The organism is Roseibium sp. HPY-6, from assembly GCF_040530035.1.
In the GTDB taxonomy this organism is placed as follows: domain Bacteria; phylum Pseudomonadota; class Alphaproteobacteria; order Rhizobiales; family Stappiaceae; genus Roseibium.
The window spans coordinates 2,652,633-2,673,684 of sequence record NZ_JBEWCD010000002.1; the positions used below are offsets into that span (position 1 = coordinate 2,652,633).

The window sequence follows — 21,052 nt, forward strand, 5'->3', positions numbered from 1 at the left end:
AGAGAAATCGATCCGCACGCTGTAAAAAAAACCTGGGAGAGGCTCCGTTTGAACATCGAACTTGCTCGATTTAAGTCGTTACCAACGGAGCTCAGGATAACAACCTGAAAGGTTCGATTTTTGGACGCAAGGAAAGGGATTGGAAAAGACGCTGACTGCGCTCTTTCAATAGGAGATCCTGGTGTTTCTGAAACGAAAACCCTGAAGCGCGCGGGTGTTTCTCTGGCGGTTTCCGATCTTCTGTGGATCCCCCAGGCCGGTTTTCTGGCATGGGCCCTGGGGATCGTTTTGTCTGGCGCCGCCACCTCGGAGCAATCATTCCTCGTTTCCGATGTGTCACCTCAACTTCTATGGGCCGCAGCAGCCGTCGTCCTGATTGCCGGTGCACGCGTAACGCTTGTGCGCTTCGCACAGACCAAAAGTCTGACGGCTGCCCGGAGCATTCAAAGCCAGGCGAGATGCAGGCTGCTGCGAGCGGCAACCCGAAGGTCTCCCTCCGACAGTTTCCCGTCTGCCGGCGCATTTTCCGCCCACGTTGTAGATCAGGTCGATCTGCTTGGTCCCTATTACCGGAACTTCATTCCCCAGCTCATGCGTTTAAGGCTGGTGCCGCTTGCAATCGTCGCTGTGACAGCATGGTTCAGCTGGCTCGCTGCGTTGATTTTGCTGGTTAGCGGTCCTTTGATACCGGTGTTCATGGCACTGATCGGCTCACGCGCCAAGGCGGCCAGCGCGAGCCAGCAGGAAGAGCTCACACGTCTGAGCGGCATGTTGCTCGACCGGATCAGGGGACTGGAGACGCTGAAGCTCTTCGGCGCTCTGGAGAGGACCAAGGCCGAAATCCACGAGGCTGGTGAGCGTTTCAGGATCGGGACGATGAAGGTTCTGAAGGTCGCTTTCCTGTCGACGACTGTGCTGGAACTCTTTTCGGCGCTTGGCATTGCGTTTTCAGCGGTATACGTCGGATTTTCCCTGTTGGGAGATCTCAATGTCGGCGCCTGGGGAACTCCGTTCGGGTTTTCACAAGGTCTGTTTATCCTTTTGCTCGCCCCTGAATTCTTTGCGCCGCTACGTGCATTTTCAACCGCCTACCATGATCGTGCAGCGGGTATCGCAGCCAGGCAAAAGCTTTCTGCGCTTTTGGCGGAAATAGAAACTGACAGATCCGCAATTGCATCCGGTCCTGTCGAAGCAACGGCACCGAAGGCTTCAATTGTCTCGAACGGGAGATTGGAGCCCGTGCGCGTTTCCTTCGAAGAGGTGTCTCTCACGGCAAGTGGACGGCGGATACTCAGCAGGTTTTCACTGAACGTGGCCGTAGGCGAAACCACACATTTATCTGGTGCAAGCGGCTCGGGAAAAACAAGCCTCCTGGACCTCGTGCTTGGCTACCGTCAACCTGATAGCGGGTCTGTTCGGCTAAATGGCATCGACATTGACCTGGTTGCCGGTGAATTGCGTCAGCAGGTTATGTGGCTGGGCCAGGCACCGACGCTTTTTCATGGAAGCGTGAAGGCCAATTTGCTCAAAGGAGTTTCTGATCCTGCGCCGGTGACCGAAGAAGACATCTGGAAGGCATTGCGTCTCGCTGGTGCTGAACGTCTTGTCCGCCGCTTGCCACAGGGGCTTGCAACGCAGCTCGGGGAAGACGGATTTGGTTTGTCGGTTGGTGAAATTCGTCGGGTGGCGCTGGCGCGCGCCGCGATGCGCATTCATTCGACAATCCTGATCGCAGATGAACCGACCGCGGGACTCGATCCGGAAACGGCAAGAGACGTTATCAGTGGATTGACACAGCTCGCGAAGAACCGAACCACGCTCATCGCAACGCATGATCCGGCAGTCCTGCAGATGTCCGGGCGGCGTGTAGATCTGAATACACGTGTCGAAGCTGGATTGGAGCCTGTTTGATGAACCCGATCTGGCAGGTTGCCAAAAGCCAATTTCGGCATGATCGCTTTCATTTCTGTATCGGGATCTTTGTCGCTGTGCTGCCGGCAGCGGCGGGCCTTTTGTTGCTTGGGGTTTCCGGTTGGTTCATTACCGCAGCGGCCCTTGCCGGTTTAAGTGGCGCCTTTCTGAACATATTTGCTCCGAGCGCAATTATCAGAGCACTTGCCATCATTCGAACCGCGGGTCGCTATGGCGAACGCGTTCTGACACACGACGCGACCTTCCGTTTCCTGGGGGATTTGCGAAATCGTCTGTTTGCGAGCAACGCTGAAAAAGTGTCGGCAGGGCGCCGGTCTGGTCTGGTCCTGAACCGTTTGACAGCCGATGTCGCAGCGCTGGACACTGTTTATCTCCGTCTGTTGGTGCCCATCTCACTGGCGATCATCATTGCCGTTTCTTTGCTGATCATCTGGTGGACAGTCTCAGCTTCTGTGTTTTTGACCGGGCTGTCTTTCATGGCTGTCTGGGCTTTTCTCGCCCAAAAGGTTTTAACAAGGTCGGACCGGCAAATGGCTCGGCGGGCGGACGCGGCATCCGAAGCAATGCGCCTTCGAACGACGGATCTTGCTGCAGGAAGACGGGACCTTGCGGTCTATGGAGGTCTCGAAAACGCGGCCGACCGCATTTTTACCGCTGAACGCCTCCTGCAGAATTCTGAAGATTGGCGCGAAAAGCGCGCAGCGGGGTACGGTGCGGTTTCTGGATTTGTCGGCCAGACATTTCTCGCCGCTATGCTGCTTGTGTGCGTCTGGAATGTCGTGGACGGAACATTTGGCGTTCCCCTTGCTGTCGGTCTGGTGCTGGCGGTCATCGCTCTTCCGGAGCTGGTGTCCGCTGTTTTGCTCGGGCTGACGAACCTGCCACGATCCGAATTGGCTGCTAAGCGCACGGTCTCCACGGGGCTGCAAATCCTCGAGGCAAAAACCGGAGCCCGGCGGAAAGGCGATCAGCCAGTTTCCACCAAGCGGCCAGACTATGTTCTGAGCTTCCAAGCTGTATCTTTCACATACCCCGGAGCAACGGAACCGGTTCTCGACAGGCTGTCATTCGATGTCAAACCCGGCGAGATTGTTGCCCTTGCCGGACGAAGCGGATGTGGCAAGAGCACGATTGCCACCCTGGCAGCACGACTGCGGAATGCCGACTCAGGTTGCATCCTGCTGAACGGAAGGAACATTGAAACCTTCCGGGATACTGACCTGAGCGATGCTGTCACGGTCCTGGGTCAGCGCCCCTATTTCTTCAACGACACGATTGCTGCCAATTTGCGTGTGGCGAATCCCTCAGCCAGTGAGCAGGACATGTGGAAGGCTCTGGAGCAATCCGTGCTCATGGATCGAATCGCGTCGGACGGAGACGGTCTGAATTGTGTGCTGGGAGAGGGCGGACTTGGGCTGTCGGGCGGTGAGTTACGCCGGCTCGCACTCGCAAGGGCATTTCTAACGCGCCCGAGCCTGTTCATTCTGGACGAAATGACGGAAGGCCTCGACCAAGAGACGGCGAGCGAAGTCCTGGATCGCTTTTTCAAGTTCAGAGGAACGGCCTCTGTTCTGATGATCGCTCACAAACAGCGCGAAATCGATGCGGCGGACCGGGTTGTCAATCTGGACAATATGTCCGGTGACTGACACCGATTGCACATTGATTCATTTGGCTTGTCAAAAAGATGAGTGCTCTCTTTTTTGCGATTTCTGGTTGTCGAATACGATCTGTCGCATTGACCTGCCTGCCGGGCTGCGTCACCATCCTGACTCGTTAGCGTGTTGCTTTGAACCGCTGTTTTGACGGGAACAATCCACGCAGCCTGACGCGTAGCGCAGTTATCCGGCTGATGTGAAGAGGTTCGAAGATCGCCCTGACCATATGCTCAAGCCAATGCCGGCTTGAAAAGGGGGAATACGATGGAACTAAGCGTCGTTGACCTGTCCCGGCTGCAATTTGCCATGACAGCGCTCTACCATTTCCTGTTTGTGCCCTTGACCATTGGCTTGTCCATTTTGCTCGCGACGATGGAGACGGTCTATGTGATGACCGGGCGCGAGATCTGGAAGCGCATGGTCAAGTTCTGGGGCACGTTGTTCGGTATCAACTTCGTCCTCGGCGTCGCAACGGGACTGACGATGGAATTCCAGTTTGGCATGAACTGGGCGTATTTCAGCCAGTATGTCGGCGATGTATTCGGCGCGCCGCTTGCAATTGAAGGCCTTATGGCGTTCTTTCTCGAGGCGACCTTCGTCGGGCTCTTCTTCTTCGGTTGGGACAAACTGTCCAAGCGCCAGCACCTGGCGGCCACATGGGCACTGGCGCTCGGTACGAATTTCTCCGCTCTCTGGATCCTGATTGCAAATGGCTGGATGCAAAACCCGGTCGGCTCGGAGTTCAATCCGGACACCATGCGCATGGAGGTCACCAGTTTCTTCGAGGTGCTGTTCAACCCGGTTGCGCAGGCCAAATTCGTACACACGGTATCGGCGGGCTACGTCACTGCCGCGCTCTTCATGCTGGGCATTTCCGCCTGGTACATGCTTCAGGGCAGGCATCTTCAGATCGCCAAGCGGTCCATGGCGATCGCATCCGCCTTTGGCTTTGCCTCAGCGCTTTCCGTTGTCGTTCTCGGTGACGAAAGCGGGTACGAGGCCAACCTGAACCAGAAGATGAAACTCGCAACAATTGAAGCCATGTGGGAGACCGAACCTGCACCCGCAGCTTTCAATGTCGTCGCCTGGCCGGACATGGATAAACGGGAGAATATCTTTGCGATTGAGGTGCCTTACGTCATGGGCCTGATCGCAACCCGGTCTCTGGACACGGTGATCCCCGGTATCAATGAACTTGTGGACCGCTCCAAGGACCGCATCCGTCAAGGAGCTATCGCCTGGGATGCCTTGCAGAAGATCAGGGAGAACCCGGACACGGTGTCTGAGGAGGTCCGTGAAACCTTCAGCTATAATGCCAGCTCACTTGGCTATGCGTACCTTCTGCTGCCCTATACCGACAATCCTCTGGAGGCGACAACGGAGCAAATCGAGGAGGCGGCCTGGTCGACCGTCCCGAACGTTTGGCCGATGTTCTATGCATTCCGGATCATGGTGGCGTGCGGCTTCTTTTTCATCCTTCTGACGACAGTGTTCTTCTACTACTCGTCGGCGGGCAAACTGGATGAGCTGCGCGAAAAACGCCGTTGGCTGCTTCATGTCGCCGTTTGGTCGATCCCGCTGCCGTGGATAGCCTGCGAAATGGGATGGTTCGTCGCTGAGTACGGACGTCAGCCCTGGATCATCGAGAGCATGCTGCCGACATCGGCCGCAGTGTCCAGCCTGTCGGTAACAGAGGTTCTGCTGACCCTGGCAGGATTCGTGATCCTGTACAGCACACTGCTGGTGATCGAGATTGCGCTGATGATCAAGTACATCCGGATCGGTCCGGACGATGGCGAACCGGCGGAGACCCTGCCACCGCCGGTGAGCGCACAGCCGGTTTCCGGCGCAGCCCCTGTTCCTGCGGAGTAACCGGCCATGATCCTTTATGAAATGATGGACTACTCGACGCTGAAGGTGATCTGGTGGGTGCTGCTTGGTGTGCTTCTTATCGGCTTCGCCGTGACGGACGGCTTCGACATGGGGGTAGGGGCATTGCTGCCCTTCATTGCCGAAACGGATATTGAGCGGCGGATCGTGATCAACACCATCGGTCCGACCTGGGAAGGCAATCAAGTGTGGTTCATCCTGGGTGGCGGCGCCATCTTCGCGGCTTGGCCGCCACTCTATGCGATCAGCTTCTCCGGATTTTACCTGGCGATGTTCGTTGTGCTCGCGGCGATGATCCTGCGACCGGTTGCCTTCAAGTACAGGTCAAAAAGGCCGGATCCGTCCTGGCGGAGCAGCTGGGACTGGGCCCTGTTCGTCGGCTCATTCGTGCCCGCATTGGTGTTCGGCGTTGCGGTCGGCAATGTTCTCCTCGGAGTGCCTTATTCTCTCGATAACGATCTGCGCATGACCTATGAGGGTTCATTCTTCGGATTGTTCTCACCGTTCTCTTTGCTGTGTGGACTGCTTTCCGTCGCAATGCTCGTCATGCATGGTAGTGTCTGGCTTGTCATGCGCGCATCGGGAGACATCGCGCGCAGAGCACGCAGGTTCGGAACCTTTGCCGCATTGCTTGGCATAGTTCTCTTTGCGCTCGGGGGGTACCTGGTGGCCAGCGGGTATGTCGACGGTTTCCGGATTACCAATGAGATCGATCCCAACATGCAGGCAAACCCGCTTGCCAAGGACGCAGTCATCGAAGATGGCGCATGGATGGCGAACTATGCGGCTTACCCGCTTCTTTGGATCGTGCCCGGCCTGGGTTTCCTAGGCATGTTGGGAACGCTCCTATTGCTTCAGACCCGCTTGGAGATGCTGGTCTTCGTATTCTCCAAATCGGCGATTGTCGGAATAATCGCAACTGTCGGCATTTCGATGTTTCCCTTCATCCTGCCGTCTTCGGTTCAGCCTGAAGCAAGCCTGACCGTTTGGGATGCGTCGTCCACCCACCGCACATTGTTCAATATGCTTGTGGCGACCGTGATCTTTCTGCCGATCATTCTGGTCTACACCGCCTGGGTCTACAGGGTGCTTTGGGGCAAGGTTGACGAAGAGACCATCGAACGCGACAACCATACGGCCTACTGAGGAGACGATTGCATGTGGTACTTTGCCTGGATCCTCGGAATGCCCTTGGCGTGTTGCCTCGCGATCCTGAACGCCATGTGGCTCGAATTGCGCTCAGACGACGAGCGCAACGAACGGCAACGCATTCATCGAAGCTGATTGAGTTTTAGGCCGGGGCGGATTCCCCTGTCGTATATTGACGGCTCAGTTGATCGCAACCGTGTAGCGGACAATCCTGTTGTTGTCGCTGTCCGAGAAATAATACTCGTTGCCACGGATGGCCACGCCCTCGGGATCATCGAAGAGATTGGGACCTTTGCCTGGCTGTCCGGAGCCCAGGACACCGAGGAGAACTGCACCTTCCGCACCGTCCGGGTCAATCAGGAGGATGCGATGCGCGTCCTGATCTGCAACAACCAGTCTGCCGAAATTGTCGATGTCCAGATAACGGGGACCGTAGAAGCCGAATTGCGGACCCTCGACCGTTTGCAGCTTTTCCAGGGCCGGTGAATAGCGCACGAGGCGGCGGTTGAAATTGTCGGCAACCCAGATGGACCCGTCAGGACTTTCCGCGACATCGTGTGCGCCAGGGTGCGAGCCGACGCTTGCAATTGCTTCTCCGTTTTCATAGGCGATCAGAACGCCTGTACCGCCCGCCATCGCGTAGATGCGGCCATTGCTGTGGGCGAGGGCACCTTCGGTTCGGGGGGCGGGCAAAGTGACATATGGCGCGACACCCAGTGTCTCGATACTGCTGAAGACAAACACGCTGCCAAATCCCGTCACGGCGACAGCAACCTCGCCGCCGGGGCCAAAAGAGATGTCATGTGCACCGGGGAGTTTTCCTGCGCTCAGGCTTTCCACGATGTCGAGCGTTTCCGGGTCGACGACGGCGATCCTGTTTCCGAACTTGTCGGCGACGTAAAGGCGTCCATCTGGTCCAAATGCAAGGTCATGTGGATCGTTCAGCACTTCCGGTCCTGCCTTGTCGAACGCCGCGAACGGGGCTGGCTCGCTTTCGGCAAGCGCGGTTCCGCAGGCAAAACACGCAAGAACGAAGGCTTTGATGCCGATCCACATAGCAGGTCTCCCTCACGACAAGAAACTAGGTGTCGGGCGCCCGGATATCGTGCTGCGAAAGCGGGGGATGGTCAACTTGCAGATCACTTTCTGTTCCACGGGGTGGAACGCGTCAGTTGTCTGTATACAAAGCGCCGGGCGCTGAATAAGTTGGTGCCGCCCGGCAGGGTGAGTGCAAGAACAATGCTGCTCGAAGAATGGCGTTTGGCGGGAAGAGTGCTTTTGATACGAGCGGTGTTTTCAGGCGTAAGACGGGTCTGCATGGTCCTCGCGGTAATTGTGTTTCTCGGCCAGCTCTCCATGGTCTTGATGCGCTACCTTCTGGGTTTCGGATTTCTGGAAATACAGGACGCGGTCAACTATGCGTTCGCCTCACTTGTCGCGCTTTCTGTCGCCGTGTCGTTCGAGGCCGACAAGCATGTACGGGTCGATGTATTCCGGCAGAGACTTTCTGATCGGACCAATCGCAGAGTTGACTGGCTGGGCGACATGGCCTTGGCGCTGCCGGTCTTTGTCATCATGTTGTGGATGGCTTATCCACTGGTGCGCGGTTCCTGGGTGATCCTGGAAGGGTCTCCGGAAACCGGTGGTTTGCCGGGCCTTTTCCTCGTCAAAACCTGTCTTCTGATCCTGCCGGGGCTGGTCGTCTGGCTGACCCTCGCGAGGGTGGTTGGATTTTTTCGGCGGACAGCTTCATGAGCATGGAAATCGCCTGGCTTCTCGTGATGGCCCTCGCTGTCTTCGCCTGCATCTTGTCCGGCGTCCCTGTACTGTTGGCCATCGCGGGAGCGCCGACGCTCGTTGCACTCCTGGCAGCGTTCTTTGGCGATTTTGACCTCGTTTTCTTCCAGGCCGTTCCTCAACGGATATTCGGCATAATGACGAACCCGCTCCTGCTGGCAGTTCCCCTGTTTGTGCTGATGGGGTTGCTTCTGGAAAAGTCTCAGCAGGCGGAGCGGATGCTCAAGAGCTTGAGTGCTGCGCTGGGCGGAAACCAGTCGGCGCTTGCGCTTTCCGTCGTTCTTGTGAGTGCCCTGATCGCCGCATCGACTGGTATTATCGGCGCAACGATCGTCATGTTGGGAACGATCATGCTTCCAGCACTTCTGAAAGCGGGTGTCGACAAGCACATGAGCAGCGGGTTGATCTGTGCAAGCGGGACGCTCGGGCAGATCATACCCCCTTCGATTGTTCTGATCCTGCTGGGGGATCAGATCTCCAACGCCTATTTCGAAGCACAACAGGAGGCCGGAAATTTTGCGCCGGATCCGGTAACGGTCGGTGATCTTTTTGCCGGAGCGTTGCTTCCCGGGCTTTTGCTGGTCGCACTCTATGCTGGCTTCGTCATTTTCAGGCTTAGCCGTAGCGGGGAGGGTGCAGAGCAGACAACGGATCGGGAAATCGTCACGGCCCGGCAATTGGCTGGCGCCATCGCGCCAACGCTCGGCCTGATCGTCGCCGTCCTTGGAAGCATACTGATCGGCGTGGCAACCCCGACAGAAGCTGCGAGCGTTGGTGTTGCGGGGGCCTTGCTGATTGCCGCCGCAGGCCAGGGACAAAGCATTGCCCGCCCGGCGCTTGTCTGCGCTGCGTTGGCCGTTGTTCTCCTGATCCTGCGTCAGGCAGGTATTCTTGGCCTCGATTTCGAGGAAGGACGGATCAGCTGGACGGCTAAGTCTGCGATTTCCTTTGCTGCAACTGCCGGAACGCTGGTCTTGATGCTCGTGGTGTCCGCATCGCTTGTTCGAAGCGGTGTCCTCGCAGCAGCGTTGCGCGAAACGGTAACGATCACCGGTATGATCTTCGGCATTGTGATTGCCGCCAGCATATTGTCGCTTGTCTTTCGGGGTTTTGACGGCGACGAACATGTTGCTGATCTGCTCCAGTCCCTCCCGGGCGGAGCCTATGGCATGCTGCTGCTGACAATGCTGGTTATTTTTCTGCTCGGGTTCATTCTCGAATTCGTCGAGATCATCTTTATCGTGGTGCCGATTGTCGGGCCGATCATTTTGCAGACAGACATCAGTCCGGTCTGGTTTGCCGTTCTGATCGCCCTGAACCTCCAGACGTCGTTCCTGACCCCGCCTTTCGGATTTGCGCTTTTTTACTTCCGGTCCGTGGCCCCGCAAGAGATTGCAACGTCACAGATCTACGTCGCCGTGATACCCTTCGTGGTAATCCAGTTGCTGGCGCTTGGCCTGGTCGCATTGGTTCCGGCCCTTGCGACCTGGCTGCCCGGGGTTTTGTTTTGATCAGAGGAGCTTTGACATGAAGAGACGGGATTTCCTGAAGGCTGGGGCGGTTGCTGCGCCGGCAACGGTTTTGGCAGCACCTGCGATTGCGCAGGGTAAGGTTGAATGGAAACTGCCGACATCTTTTCCAGCCAAGGCTCCTGGTGTCGGCACCAATGTGACCTCGTTTGCCGAGCGTGTCGCGGCCATGTCCGACGGACAGCTGACGCTCAAGGTCTTTTCAGGCGGGGAACTGGTGCCGCCCTTTGGCGTGGAAGACGCGGTGGAACAGGGAACGGCTGAAATCGGCCATTCGACGCCTTACTACGCCGCGTCTAAAAACTCAGCGCTTCACTTTTTCTCCGCCGTGCCGTTCGGCATGACGGCAGTCGAAACGACGGCGTGGCTTCGTTACGGGGGCGGTCAGGAACTCTGGGACGGAATCTATGCCGAACGCGGCCTGAAGCCGTTCTACTCCGGGAGTTCCGGGGGCCAGTCCGCCGGCTGGTTCAAAAAACCAATTGAAAGCCTGAACGACCTTGCCGGTCTCAATATGCGGATTGCCGGACTTGGTGGCGAAGCCATGCGCAAACTCGGTGTCAACGCGGTCCTTCTGCCGCCTCCGGAAATCTTTCCGTCCTTCCAATCCGGCGCGATCGACGCGGCCGAATGGGTCGGGCCGATGCTGGACATGGCCTTCGGTCTGCAAAAGGTCGCCAAGTTCTGCTACGTACCTGCCTTCCACGAACCCTCAGCAGCGCTTGAGATCGTTGTGAACAAAGACGCGTTTGAGGGACTGCCGGCGCACTTGCAGGCCGTGATCGCAAATGCGGCGGAAGCGACATCCGTCGAAACCACCGCACAGTTCGACTATTTCAATGCCGTCGCAATGCAGAAACTGAAGGCGGACGGCGTCACATTTGCTGCGTTCCCGGACGATGTTCTCGCAGCCCTGAAAACCGCGGTTGCCGAGGTCATGACGGAAAACGCCGAAGCTAACCCGACATTCGCCGAGGTTCAGAAAAGCTATGACGCTTTTCTGACGCTTGCCAAAGACTACGCAATCGAGGTCAAAGCTGCGACCTTCACGCAAAGGGTGTGAACCACCGGATTGCCCCATGGAGGTAAGAACCTCCATGGGGTGTCGCTAACCAACACTCAAAAGCAGGCGAACCAAGGCGGTCTGGGAATTGACGCCCGTCTTCTCATAAAGTCGCGACAAATGAGTTCGTGCGGTATTGACGCTGATATTCTGGCTGGTGGCAATCTCGGAGAGGTTTTTACCTGACGCAATCAGGCCGGCAATTTTGATTTGCCCTTCCGAAAGACCAAAAACTGCACGTGCGACCGCGAGCCGGTGCTCAATCAAACCGTCACCGTCCAGTCTGAGATAAGTCATGCAGTCGCGGACGGATATGTGAACAACGGCAATTCTTCCCGTATCCGTATTCCCGAGAATTACCGGATATTGCAGCGGACCACCGGTCTCGCTTGCAAAGCGGTGAAGTTCGAAAAAACCATGAAAGTTGCCAGCCTTCTTGAACTCTCGTTGCAACACCTTGTCCCAATCAGGCCGGCGCGCGCGGATGCGTCCGTACGAGACTGTGAGAAAAGGATGTTGCTTGAGGGAACTCAGGCACTCTGGGCTCGCCCAAATCACGTGTCCGTCTTTGCCGACTGCAATCTCATGCGTATGGATATTGGATTGCCGGCGTTCAATCACCGAAGAATAGACAACCTTCCAGCCATCGGCTTCCAGCTCCAGATACCGCGTTTCATGATTTTGATGAATGATGCCTGACTGCTGTTCTGAGAGCTCATCGAAAACGACCCAGGCGGTTCTGCCGGCAATGCTGATACGATGGTCCTTCTGCCAGATTTGTTTCTTCTGGCAGGCCAGTCCGCTTTCAAAAACATGTCGCATATGGGCGGCCACCTGCGACCAGCCGTCAAAGACGCTCAGACCGGCGACACTTGAAACGTAGACGGCTTGCGTCCGGGCTTCCTGCACCCAACATGCAGACCAGGCTTCAAAGTCCTGATCCAGAAAAGCATCGGTTTCGGCGCGTACCGCAGCGACAATTGCCTTTTCCTGCTGCGTTATCGCTTTGTCAGCTGGAAGAATTCTGGTGTTGTGCTTCATGAGTGTTCACCCAACCAACGTGTTTGCGCGTCGAAAACCGTAACAGAGCTGTGCCTTTGTAAAATAACTTGGAAAGTGCAGTCACCGCTACCATCGGGATTTTCAAAATTGTTGCGCCGAACACGTGTCCGTTTTCGTTGTAGAACCGATCGACCGCGGCTGATGTGGCACGTGTTTTGTAATTTCGAGACAGCAAAAGGCCAGCAAGAACAAGGCTCGGATCCATGTTTACCTCCTGAGCAAGCATCAAACTGCGCAGAAAGATGCCACGAAGGTGCCAGCACCATTGTCATGTGAAATGACCACGGCCCCTCACGCAAGCGCCGTGTTTGAACTCGCCCCCCAATTGAGATCGTTGACCCTGAACTCGTGCAAACGAGCGGAAAAATGCGATCGGCGCACTAGAAAGACTGGTTGCCGCAAGTCGCGACTGGAACGGCGACTATTGCGCGCCGGTCAGAAAAGACTCATCGAGACGACCTTTCAATGCCTGCGTTCAATCGTAGTCGATGGGTATCTCCGTACGCGGTGAACGGAATACAAGTCGGCGTGTTGGATGGAACTGGGCAAGAAAATCGAATGTAAGCCTTTGTAAGCAAGCCGGGTTTTTGATATCCCGTTTTTGCACCCTATGTGAGCGGATGATTGAACGGGCGTCAAACATGTGTGCTTGCGTCAGATTTGAAACGCGCATCTTGGCCGATAGTCCTTGAGCAAGACAAAAAATGAATAAATATCAAGAGCATAAGTTTGCCGTCGCTCCCATGATGGAGTGGACAGACAGGCACTGCCGGGCGTTTCACCGGCAACTGACCAGTCGTGCGCTTTTGTACACCGAGATGGTGACCACCGGGGCCGTTATCCACGGTGACAGGGATCATCTGCTCGGATTTTCGGAATTGGAGCATCCGGTTGCCTGCCAGCTTGGCGGTTCGGACCCCAAGGACATGGCAGCGTCTGCAAGGATTGTGGCTGACTTTGGCTATGACGAAGTCAATATAAATGTCGGGTGTCCATCCGATCGTGTGCAGTCAGGCCGTTTCGGAGCCTGCCTGATGCAGGAGCCGGAGCTTGTCGCCACTTGCGTTTCCGCCATGAAGGATGTCGTCGACATTCCAGTTACCGTCAAATGCCGGATAGGCGTGGATGATCAGGACCCGGAAGAGGCTCTCGACCGGATGGCCGATGCCGTTTTTGGCGCAGGCTCGGATGCCTTGTGGGTGCACGCGCGCAAGGCGTGGCTCAAGGGGCTCAGTCCGAAAGAGAACCGGGACATTCCACCTTTGGACTATGATCGGGTGGTGCGGCTCAAAAGTCGTTTTCCGGATAAGTTCATTGGGCTGAATGGCGGACTTCAGACACTCGACACGGCAGAGCCGTATCTGGATACGCTCGATGGACTGATGTTCGGTCGAACCGCCTACCAGATGCCCCAGCTCCTCGGACAGGTTGACCGCCGGATTTACGGTATTGAAGCGAACGACGTCTCCCCATGGCATGCCGTCAGAACGCATATGGGCTACCTGGAAGAACAACTCGGGAGGGGCGTCAAGCTCGCACACATGACCCGTCATATGCTGGGCCTGTTTCATGGTCGCCCCGGTGCTCGAAGCTGGCGACGGATCCTCACAGTCGACGCAATCAAGCCAGGTGCCGGACTGGAGGTCGTCGAACGTGCGCTGGCAGCTGTGTCACCGGAAATTCCCTCCGCGGAAGCCGCTGAATAGTATCCGGCAAATTCATGGGTTCATGATGAGACGATCACCCTCAATGCGCCAGCTTCTGAGCCGATCAAGCGCCGTGAGGCCAAAAAGGCTGCCTCCAAGCGATCCCTCGCGTGCGACAAAGCCTCTGACGTTTTTAAGTGTGTAATCGCCAACCGCAATGGTTTCGATCTGAATTGGAGCCACCATCGCGCGGCCATTGGCCGTTGAGACAGGTACCGTGAAGGAAAGCTCGTCTGGATCGAAACCCGCGCGCTTGGCATCGTCAAACGTCAGCACAACCGCGCTCGCGCCGGTATCGAGAAGAAAGCTGGTCCGTGATCCATTGACACGCCCATCCACGACGAAATGGCCGGTTGCATCCCGAACAATCAGAATGGAGCCGTCTGGTTGGGTGACGGCAAGACCGGGCGCAAGGGCACCAAGAACACGGTATCCAGCCTGAACCAGGTCGGTACGGTAGGTATAGCCGACAACAAGAAGTGCGCAGAGCCCGCCCCAGAACAGCGTTCCCTGGACAATTTCGCGCACTTTTGGTTGGCCGAACACAAAGCTTGCGAGAAACACGAAAGCAAGCGCGGACAGTGCGACGAGGCGTGGGCCGGAGTCGTCAAAGTTGATGTTCTCGGGGTCTGTCGGGTCGCCAAAAAAGTAAAAGAACACCATGACGCCCATAATGATCACGAGGGCGGCAATGACAAAGCCGCGAATCTGCTTGGGCCCGCCCATTAATCGAGGCTTTCTTCGCTTTCAAGGAGGCGTCGGCTTGAAAGATCAGTCATGATCTGCGAGCGGCGTTCTTCACTGAAGCCGCTCCAGCCTGCAATTTCATCGAGCGTGCGAAAACAGCCGGCGCACAGGCCGGTTGTCTCGTCAATCTGGCAGTGTTGTATGCATGGCGAGTTCATATGGCGGATATGGACACAGATTATGTCTTTGCCAAGACTTAAAAGCGGCTGGCGGGGGTCAAAATACGTCCTCAGCCACCGCCTGAATACGTAAATGGCGCGGTTATGATGTTGACCGGCAAAGCAACCGTGTTTCCAACGAATGTGCCGAGGCTGTCGCCGAGTTTCGCGCCCCTGGCCGCGTCTGACGCAGACCGTAGCCCGGACTGTCCAAGTGTCTTGCGGAATTCCGGGCTGAGCTGCGCGAGCTGGGCAAACTTGGAGTGATTGGCCGCGTCAAGGGAATCGAGTTCGGTGACATCAATGACGATAGCGCCGAGCTCGGCGAGTTCCGCGTCATTGGAGTAAGCACCGACGCGTTCCTTGCCGCCCGCGATCGCTCTGGATATTCGCAAAGCCCTGTCATCGCGTGAGACAACCACAACATAAGGGTTGGCGGGCGTTCCGAGCTTCCTCAATTGTGCCTTGAACAGGTCGATGTCGATGTCCGGCGCAGCTAGAATGGCGACTTCGACTTTACCTTCCAGGGCTCTTCGTTGCGCAGGCGATGCCTGTATCGCTGTCTCCATCAGCAGCCAGTTCCCCATGGAGTGCGCGAGAATGGTGATCTTTTCTGCGTTCGATTGCGCCAGCTGGAGCATCGTCTCCGCCAGAGCCTGCCGCGCGATGCCAGCGCTGTTCAGGTCATAGACGTAGTCCTGAAGCCGTCCACGCGAAGCCCAGGTGAAAAGAACAGGTACAGCTTCGATGTCGCCGTCATGCACAACCTGCACGAAACGATAGAGCGCTTCCGGGAAGAGGGTGTTGTACCCGTGGATGAAGAGGAAAACCTCCCGCTTGCCTTTTGGCTTTTTTGCAAGCCTGGCATTGAGCTGCCGGGTAAAGGCGCTCTTGTCGGCAATGTAGCTGGCGCTGCGCGCAACAAAATCCGTTTCCGGGTTTCCCGGCAGAGTGTCCGGCCACTCCACCTGGCTGATTTCGTGGCTTGGCGGAACAGAAATGGTTGCCTGTGCATAGCTGACCTGCTGGCCGCGCTCTCCATTGAAATAGGTGTCGGGCCGGCTGTCGCGTTCCCGTGTCGTCACAACGAGAATGTCATGCGATTCAGCTCCTTGTGCCGGAACTGCATTCAGCGCCAGTGCGCCGACCTCAGGCCGGCTGCCGCACGCGGCCAGAAAAATCAAAGACATCAGCAACACCAGGTCCCTGTAAGGCCGGAAGCTGGATTTTGATGCCGTTGCAATGGGTCTTGGTGTCATGATGAATAGCTGTCCGCGCTGCGCCTTCTCAAGGCACCATAAGCATACCCGTCAAAAATCCAAGCCCGCAGATTTGCTGAATCGCCCCGAGAACATCGCCGGTAACGCCACCGATTTTTTTCTCTGCAATGTACCCCACAAAAAATGCCGCCCCGATTGCGAGCACAAGCGCAAGGAAGAGTGCCGGAATGGAAAGAAGCAGTACCGCAGGTGCCAGTAGCGGGACGCTCACCAGAACGGCTTGTTTCAGGGCATTGCCGTCAGGTTTGCCGAACCGGGCGGCCAGTCCTTGCGGGCGGGCGAGGGGGTGTTGATACCACTGCCATACCAAGAGCGTCCGGCTAATGCTCTCGGTTGCTAAAAACAAGAGCGCGGCGTCCGCCGGGTCGAACCGTTGCCACAACGCGGCCAGCAGGACGACACGCAACAGGACCGACAAAGCAAGCGCCAGGGCACCGAAGGAACCGATCCGGCTGTCTTTCATGATTTCCAGACGCCTGTCACGCGTTGCTCCTCCAAAAAATCCATCGGCAACATCACTCAGCCCGTCTTCATGAAGTGCACCGGTCGTCGCTGCGAGCAGGGCGACGGCAAAGGCGGCAACGGCAAGTGTGGGGAGGCTTGTATAAGCGAGCAGCATGCCCAGACCCGCTGCCGGCAATGCAACAACAAATCCCGCGAAGGGAGCTGCGCGGGCAGATCTTTCGAATTGCGGTGCCGCTGCGGGATCGTCCAGCGGGTTCACTCGTGGCAGAGGCAAGCGCGAGAAAAACCGGATCCAGGCTGCAGCATCGGCAGCAAATAGCCTGACACGGTCTGAAGCGTCTCCGGATCCTGGTTTTGCTGCCTTGGGACTCGGTTCACGCCTGGAAACTGGGTATTGGTCGGTTTCGGGGCTCATCAGGCCGGTCCTGTGCTTGAGTTTTTCCAAGGCGCGGTTATAGATCAGCCGCCTAGCAGGACCAAATGTCGGCTCGCAACCAAAAACAGACCGGGAAAAAGAATATGTCCCTTTCCGAAACCGCGCTTCCCTTCGATGATATCCGGAACCTCGTAAAATCGATGCCCGGTCCGGATGAGGAAGCGTTGGCGAAAGTCAGGGAGCGGGACAGCCAGCTGACTAAACCTGGCGGATCCCTCGGGCGGCTTGAGGAGATCGCGGAATGGTTGGCGGCCTGGTCTGGCAAAGCCCCACCGGTGATTACCAGACCGATGGTTGCCATCTTCGCTTCAGCGCACGGTGTGGCCGAGGAAGGTGTTTCCGCATTTCCGAGCGCTGTGAACAAGCAGATGGTCGAAAATTTCGCGGCCGGCGGTGCCGCGATCAATCAGATTTGCCGCGTGAATGACATCGGCCTGAAAGTTTTTGACCTTGCTGTCGACATGCCGACGCCAAGCATCACGCGCGAGGATGCCATGGATGAAGCCAACTGCGCGGCGACAATGGCTTATGGAATGGAAGCGCTCGCCGGCGGGATTGATCTTATTTGCCTCGGCGAGATGGGCATCGGCAATACGACGGTCGCTGCGGCTGTGTTCCACGGGTTGTTCGGTGGAAACGCGGCTGACTGGATCGGCCGGGGAACCGGTGTTGATGATGAGGGTCTTGAGAGAAAGCGCGCAGCTGTCGAAAAGGCTGTTGCACGACTGAACGGCGAAAAGGATCCGCTGGAAATTCTGCGCCGGACTGGTGGGCGTGAGATTGCCGCAATGGCGGGCCTGATCATCGCAGCCCGCCTCCAGCGGGTTCCTGTGATTGTCGACGGCTTCGTGACGACCGCCGCAGCCGCTGTTGTCTATGCAATGGATCCGGCAGGCCTGGATCACTGTCTTTTCGCTCATGTTTCGGCTGAGCACGCCCATGCCAGGGTTCTGGAACACATGGGCAAGGATGCCTTGTTCGACTTCGGCATGCGTTTGGGTGAAGGGTCGGGCGCAGCTCTCGCGGCAGGTTTCGTCAAGGTTGCTGCGGAAACCCATTCCGGAATGGCAACTTTCGCTGACGCCGGGGTGTCCGAAAAGTCCTGAAGTCAGGCGGAGCGGGCTTTTCTGTTACGCGGGTCAAAAGCTTCGGCGGCAGAGGTTTTGGTGTCTTCCGCATAGCTCATGTTCCGGGACGGAGGCAGGCTGACGGTAACTTCGGTGCCTTCTCTCAGCCGCGAGCGGATAGAAAACTTGCCGTCATGCATGCTGACAAGCGCCTGAACGATCGAAAGCCCGAGCCCGGTGCCCTGTTCGGCACTCTTGATGGCGTGCGAGCCCTGGCCAAATGCTTCAAGAACGGTTGGAATTTCCTCTTCCGGAATGCCGGGTCCATTGTCGCGGATGGAGACATACTGGCCACCGTCGGTCGTCGGCCCGAGGTTTATGCGGACTTCTCCGCCGACCGGCGTGAATTTCACCGCATTTGACATAAGGTTCAAAATGACTTGCCTGAGAGCACGTTCGTCGGCCCAAACGCGGGGCAGGTCGGCCTGATGAGAGTGATGCAGCGCAATTGACTTGGCTTTTGCGCGTACCTTCATCATGGTTCCGCACTCCGCGACGACATCCTCCAAAAGGATCGGCTCTTCGTGCAGCTCGTGCCGTCCGGCTTCGATCCGCGACAGATCGAGAATCTCATTGATCAGATTGAGGAGATGGTCGCCAGAACCGTGGATGTCCTCTGCATAGGAACGGTAGTTCTTGTTTTCCATCGGACCGAGAACTTCGTCCTTCATAATCTCCGAAAAACCAAGAATGGCGTTCAAAGGCGTGCGCAACTCGTGGCTCATTGTGGCCAGAAAACGGGACTTGGCCAGATTTGCAGCCTCGGCCCGGCGGCGTGCTTCGTCGGAGACGGAATTTGCTGTCTCCAGCTCCGCGATGAGATGGTCCTTCTCGGCGCGATACTCCAGCATCGTGTTGGCATTTTTGAGCAGCTGGTTCCCCAAAATGAGGAAGAAGCCCTGTGCACCGATTGCCATAGCCGCAAGCGTATAGTGAACAGCGCTGGACTGTTGCAGGAAGCTGAAAGTCACGACGAACGTGATCGGCAACGTGCTTGCCAGCAGGCACTTTGGCAGGTTGGCGGACTGCATCGTGTTCATCGCGATGACAATCAGCAGCGTGGCGAAATGAAAGATGACCAAACCGTCGCCGGATCCGATGGCTTCCGGCATCAGGAAGAACATGGCCCAGCTGCATCCATAGATGAAATCGCCGATCACGAAACGCCGGCGCCAGATGATGCGGACTTTCTGATCAGAGGGAGCCTTTTCGTAGGAATGGCTGATGACAACCATCAGAAAATGCGTGCAGATCGTTACCAGGAACCACGCACCCATGAATTGCGGGCTCACCCACAGAGAAGAAATTGCTGCGACGATGAGGGCCAGCAGTGGTGCGGCGAAGGCCGCGTTGATGCGGGTGTCGGCAAAAAGATGCTGACGCTCGTGCTCAAAAGTCGATTGCCGCGTATCAGAAGCCCCAAGACGGCTGCGGATGTCGCGGACCGAACGCGCCATTTCCCGGCGCCGGAGCGCACGTTGTTTGTTGATAGCGAGAATATCGCTTTCGGTTTCTGACGCGTGGGACTTCATCGGCCGCCCGGACGGTGTTGATTTCGTTATTGTGATACTGCGTGTTTCGCCACACTGACTCACCATTCCTTAAGATCGTCCTCAAGATCGTGGTAAGGATTGTCTTAATCAGCTGTATCAAGGTGCAACTCGTTGTCTTTCAAACCGAATTCCTCAATGCTCAAAGGAACCTCCGAGCGTATCCGGGCCTGCCGGAAGTGTGTGGAGAATCCGGACGGAAAACCCTTGCAACACGAACCTCGTCCGGTGCTTCAGATCTCTCCCACGGCAAGATTGTGCATTTCTGGCCAGGCGCCGGGAACACGTGTCCATCAGAGCGGAAAACCGTTTACCGACCCGTCCGGTGACAGGCTCAGGAATTGGATGGATATTGATGAGAAGGCTTTCTACGACCCGGCACGTCTGGCGATCATTCCCATGGGGTTCTGTTTTCCTGGCCTGGATTCAAAGGGCGGCGACCTTCCGCCTCGAAAGGAATGCCGCAGTCTTTGGCATGACGACTTGTTTGCGCAGATGGGGCAACTCGAGTTGATCCTGGTGATCGGACAATACGCACAGGCCTATCACCTGGGTCCAACCCGCAAGAAGAGCCTGACAGAAACCGTCGCGACCTGGAAAACCTATTTCGAGGCAGCGCCCGAACCGGGAAAGCCGAACGTAATCCCCTTGCCGCATCCCTCATGGCGCAACAATGCTTGGCTCAAGAAAAATCCCTGGTTTGAAAGCGAATTGCTTCCGGTCCTGCGTAAGGAAGTGGCGCGACTGATTTAGGCCGTGCGGGACGCTCTTTTGCAAAAAAATCCTAAAAAACTCGAGAATTGACAGGTGTTGCGAAAAAGAGGATACGTGTTGCGCTTTCATCGCAGAAAAATTTGCTGCAATTGGAGCGCTCGCCTTTCGAAACATGCCACCGAACCGGAGGCCGCCTGAATGATTGACCGCATCGATCGCCGCATTCTGTCCATCCTGCAGGAAGACTGCACCGTGCCTGTCGCAGAAATCGGACGGCGGGTTGGTCTATCGACGACACCCTGCTGGCGACGGATCCAGAAAATGGAAGAAGATGGCGTCATTACAGGACGTGTCGCGTTGCTCGACCCGGCCAAGGTGAACGCGAAGGTGACTGCGTTCGTTGCGATCACCACGAACCAGCATTCCGAGGACTGGCTCAAGAAATTCGCCGATGTCATTCAGGAGTTTCCGGAAGTGGTCGAGTTTTATCGAATGGCGGGGCAGGTGGACTACCTGTTGCGGGTCGCGGTTCCCGACATTGAGGCCTATGATACCTTTTACAAGAAGCTTATAGCCAAAATCGACATTTCAGACGTCTCAACGACATTCGCCATGGAGCAGATCAAAAATACGACGGCGCTGCCTCTGTCCTATGTCATGCCTGAAAAGTCGCGCGCTGAGTCTTGAAACCGAATAGATGCCCGAAAGGCAATGAACGCGCGCTGACAGCATGGCTTTTCGCAATCGTCGAACCAGATGCCCCAGCATAAACATCGCGTTAAGCACTCC

The 21,052-nt window shown here is 56.7% G+C and carries 20 protein-coding genes; 12 read left to right on the plus strand and 8 right to left on the minus strand.

Annotated elements, in window-relative coordinates; genetic code table 11:
• The first annotated feature begins 120 nt into the window (after positions 1 to 120).
• From cydD to cydX, 5 genes are all read left to right on the plus strand, one after another.
• A complete protein-coding gene (gene cydD, locus ABVF61_RS23275) occupies positions 121 to 1,911 on the plus strand; it encodes a thiol reductant ABC exporter subunit CydD (RefSeq protein WP_353995909.1) in 1,791 nt (596 codons plus the stop codon).
• On the plus strand, positions 1,911 to 3,581 hold the full coding sequence (gene cydC / locus ABVF61_RS23280; RefSeq protein WP_353995910.1) for a thiol reductant ABC exporter subunit CydC: 1,671 nt from the start codon (positions 1,911 to 1,913) through the stop codon (positions 3,579 to 3,581). The genes cydD and cydC overlap by 1 nt, the downstream gene beginning before the upstream one ends.
• Before the next feature lie 273 nt (positions 3,582 to 3,854).
• The gene (locus ABVF61_RS23285; RefSeq protein WP_353995911.1) at positions 3,855 to 5,462 is read left to right on the plus strand and encodes a cytochrome ubiquinol oxidase subunit I; all 1,608 of its coding nucleotides are present in this window, start codon (positions 3,855 to 3,857) and stop codon (positions 5,460 to 5,462) included.
• 6 nt (positions 5,463 to 5,468) lie between these two features.
• Positions 5,469 to 6,626: a cytochrome d ubiquinol oxidase subunit II gene (cydB, locus tag ABVF61_RS23290; RefSeq protein ID WP_353995912.1), complete on the plus strand. Its 1,158-nt coding sequence runs from the start codon at positions 5,469 to 5,471 to the stop codon at positions 6,624 to 6,626.
• A 12-nt stretch (positions 6,627 to 6,638) separates the two neighbouring features.
• Positions 6,639 to 6,764, plus strand: a complete 126-nt coding sequence (gene cydX / locus ABVF61_RS23295; protein ID WP_353995913.1) for a cytochrome bd-I oxidase subunit CydX — start codon at positions 6,639 to 6,641, stop codon at positions 6,762 to 6,764.
• 45 nt (positions 6,765 to 6,809) lie between these two features.
• On the opposite strand, the gene ABVF61_RS23300 is transcribed toward cydX, so the two are convergent.
• A complete protein-coding gene (locus tag ABVF61_RS23300; RefSeq protein ID WP_353995914.1) occupies positions 6,810 to 7,685 on the minus strand; it encodes a Vgb family protein in 876 nt (291 codons plus the stop codon).
• A gap of 183 nt (positions 7,686 to 7,868) precedes the next feature.
• On the opposite strand from ABVF61_RS23300, the gene ABVF61_RS23305 reads away from it, so the two are divergent.
• Genes ABVF61_RS23305 through ABVF61_RS23315 form a run of 3 tightly spaced genes read left to right on the plus strand, consistent with a single transcriptional unit; the run spans position 7,869 to position 11,018 of the window.
• On the plus strand, positions 7,869 to 8,384 hold the full coding sequence (locus tag ABVF61_RS23305) for a TRAP transporter small permease subunit (RefSeq protein WP_353995915.1): 516 nt from the start codon (positions 7,869 to 7,871) through the stop codon (positions 8,382 to 8,384).
• Entirely contained in the window at positions 8,381 to 9,937 is a 1,557-nt protein-coding gene (locus tag ABVF61_RS23310; protein ID WP_353995916.1) for a TRAP transporter large permease, read from the plus strand. The genes ABVF61_RS23305 and ABVF61_RS23310 overlap by 4 nt, the downstream gene beginning before the upstream one ends.
• A gap of 16 nt (positions 9,938 to 9,953) precedes the next feature.
• The gene (locus tag ABVF61_RS23315) at positions 9,954 to 11,018 is read left to right on the plus strand and encodes a TRAP transporter substrate-binding protein (protein ID WP_353995917.1); all 1,065 of its coding nucleotides are present in this window, start codon (positions 9,954 to 9,956) and stop codon (positions 11,016 to 11,018) included.
• 45 nt (positions 11,019 to 11,063) lie between these two features.
• On the opposite strand, the gene ABVF61_RS23320 is transcribed toward ABVF61_RS23315, so the two are convergent.
• Positions 11,064 to 12,059: a LuxR C-terminal-related transcriptional regulator gene (locus tag ABVF61_RS23320; protein WP_353995918.1), complete on the minus strand. Its 996-nt coding sequence runs from the start codon at positions 12,057 to 12,059 to the stop codon at positions 11,064 to 11,066.
• Entirely contained in the window at positions 12,028 to 12,285 is a 258-nt protein-coding gene (locus ABVF61_RS23325; RefSeq protein ID WP_353995919.1) for a hypothetical protein, read from the minus strand. The genes ABVF61_RS23320 and ABVF61_RS23325 overlap by 32 nt, the downstream gene beginning before the upstream one ends.
• Before the next feature lie 499 nt (positions 12,286 to 12,784).
• Here ABVF61_RS23325 and dusA point away from each other — a divergent pair, with 499 nt between their 5' ends.
• Positions 12,785 to 13,786: a tRNA dihydrouridine(20/20a) synthase DusA gene (gene dusA / locus ABVF61_RS23330; protein WP_353995920.1), complete on the plus strand. Its 1,002-nt coding sequence runs from the start codon at positions 12,785 to 12,787 to the stop codon at positions 13,784 to 13,786.
• Positions 13,787 to 13,798: 12 nt separating this feature from the next.
• Here the strand turns inward: dusA and ABVF61_RS23335 are convergent, their stop codons facing one another.
• The 4 genes from ABVF61_RS23335 to cobS form a co-directional block, all read right to left on the minus strand.
• Entirely contained in the window at positions 13,799 to 14,512 is a 714-nt protein-coding gene (locus ABVF61_RS23335; protein WP_353995921.1) for a retropepsin-like aspartic protease family protein, read from the minus strand.
• Positions 14,512 to 14,691 (minus strand): DUF1289 domain-containing protein, encoded by a 180-nt coding sequence (locus ABVF61_RS23340; protein WP_353995922.1) that lies wholly within the window; start codon positions 14,689 to 14,691, stop codon positions 14,512 to 14,514. Before ABVF61_RS23340 ends, ABVF61_RS23335 begins: the two co-directional genes overlap by 1 nt.
• A gap of 71 nt (positions 14,692 to 14,762) precedes the next feature.
• Positions 14,763 to 15,950, minus strand: coding sequence for an alpha/beta hydrolase (locus tag ABVF61_RS23345; RefSeq protein ID WP_353995923.1), 1,188 nt, complete (start codon positions 15,948 to 15,950; stop codon positions 14,763 to 14,765).
• A 28-nt stretch (positions 15,951 to 15,978) separates the two neighbouring features.
• Positions 15,979 to 16,851 (minus strand): adenosylcobinamide-GDP ribazoletransferase, encoded by an 873-nt coding sequence (cobS, locus tag ABVF61_RS23350; protein ID WP_353995924.1) that lies wholly within the window; start codon positions 16,849 to 16,851, stop codon positions 15,979 to 15,981.
• Positions 16,852 to 16,955: 104 nt separating this feature from the next.
• On the opposite strand from cobS, the gene cobT reads away from it, so the two are divergent.
• A complete protein-coding gene (cobT, locus tag ABVF61_RS23355) occupies positions 16,956 to 17,978 on the plus strand; it encodes a nicotinate-nucleotide--dimethylbenzimidazole phosphoribosyltransferase (protein ID WP_353995925.1) in 1,023 nt (340 codons plus the stop codon).
• 2 nt (positions 17,979 to 17,980) lie between these two features.
• On the opposite strand, the gene ABVF61_RS23360 is transcribed toward cobT, so the two are convergent.
• Positions 17,981 to 19,531, minus strand: coding sequence for a sensor histidine kinase (locus ABVF61_RS23360; protein ID WP_353995926.1), 1,551 nt, complete (start codon positions 19,529 to 19,531; stop codon positions 17,981 to 17,983).
• A 156-nt stretch (positions 19,532 to 19,687) separates the two neighbouring features.
• Between ABVF61_RS23360 and ABVF61_RS23365 the strand changes: the two genes are divergently transcribed.
• Both ABVF61_RS23365 and ABVF61_RS23370 read left to right on the plus strand, forming a co-directional pair.
• On the plus strand, positions 19,688 to 20,302 hold the full coding sequence (locus tag ABVF61_RS23365; protein WP_353995927.1) for a uracil-DNA glycosylase family protein: 615 nt from the start codon (positions 19,688 to 19,690) through the stop codon (positions 20,300 to 20,302).
• Between the two features lie 162 nt (positions 20,303 to 20,464).
• Positions 20,465 to 20,950, plus strand: coding sequence for an Lrp/AsnC family transcriptional regulator (locus tag ABVF61_RS23370; protein ID WP_502950014.1), 486 nt, complete (start codon positions 20,465 to 20,467; stop codon positions 20,948 to 20,950).
• The last annotated feature ends 102 nt before the right edge of the window (positions 20,951 to 21,052 follow it).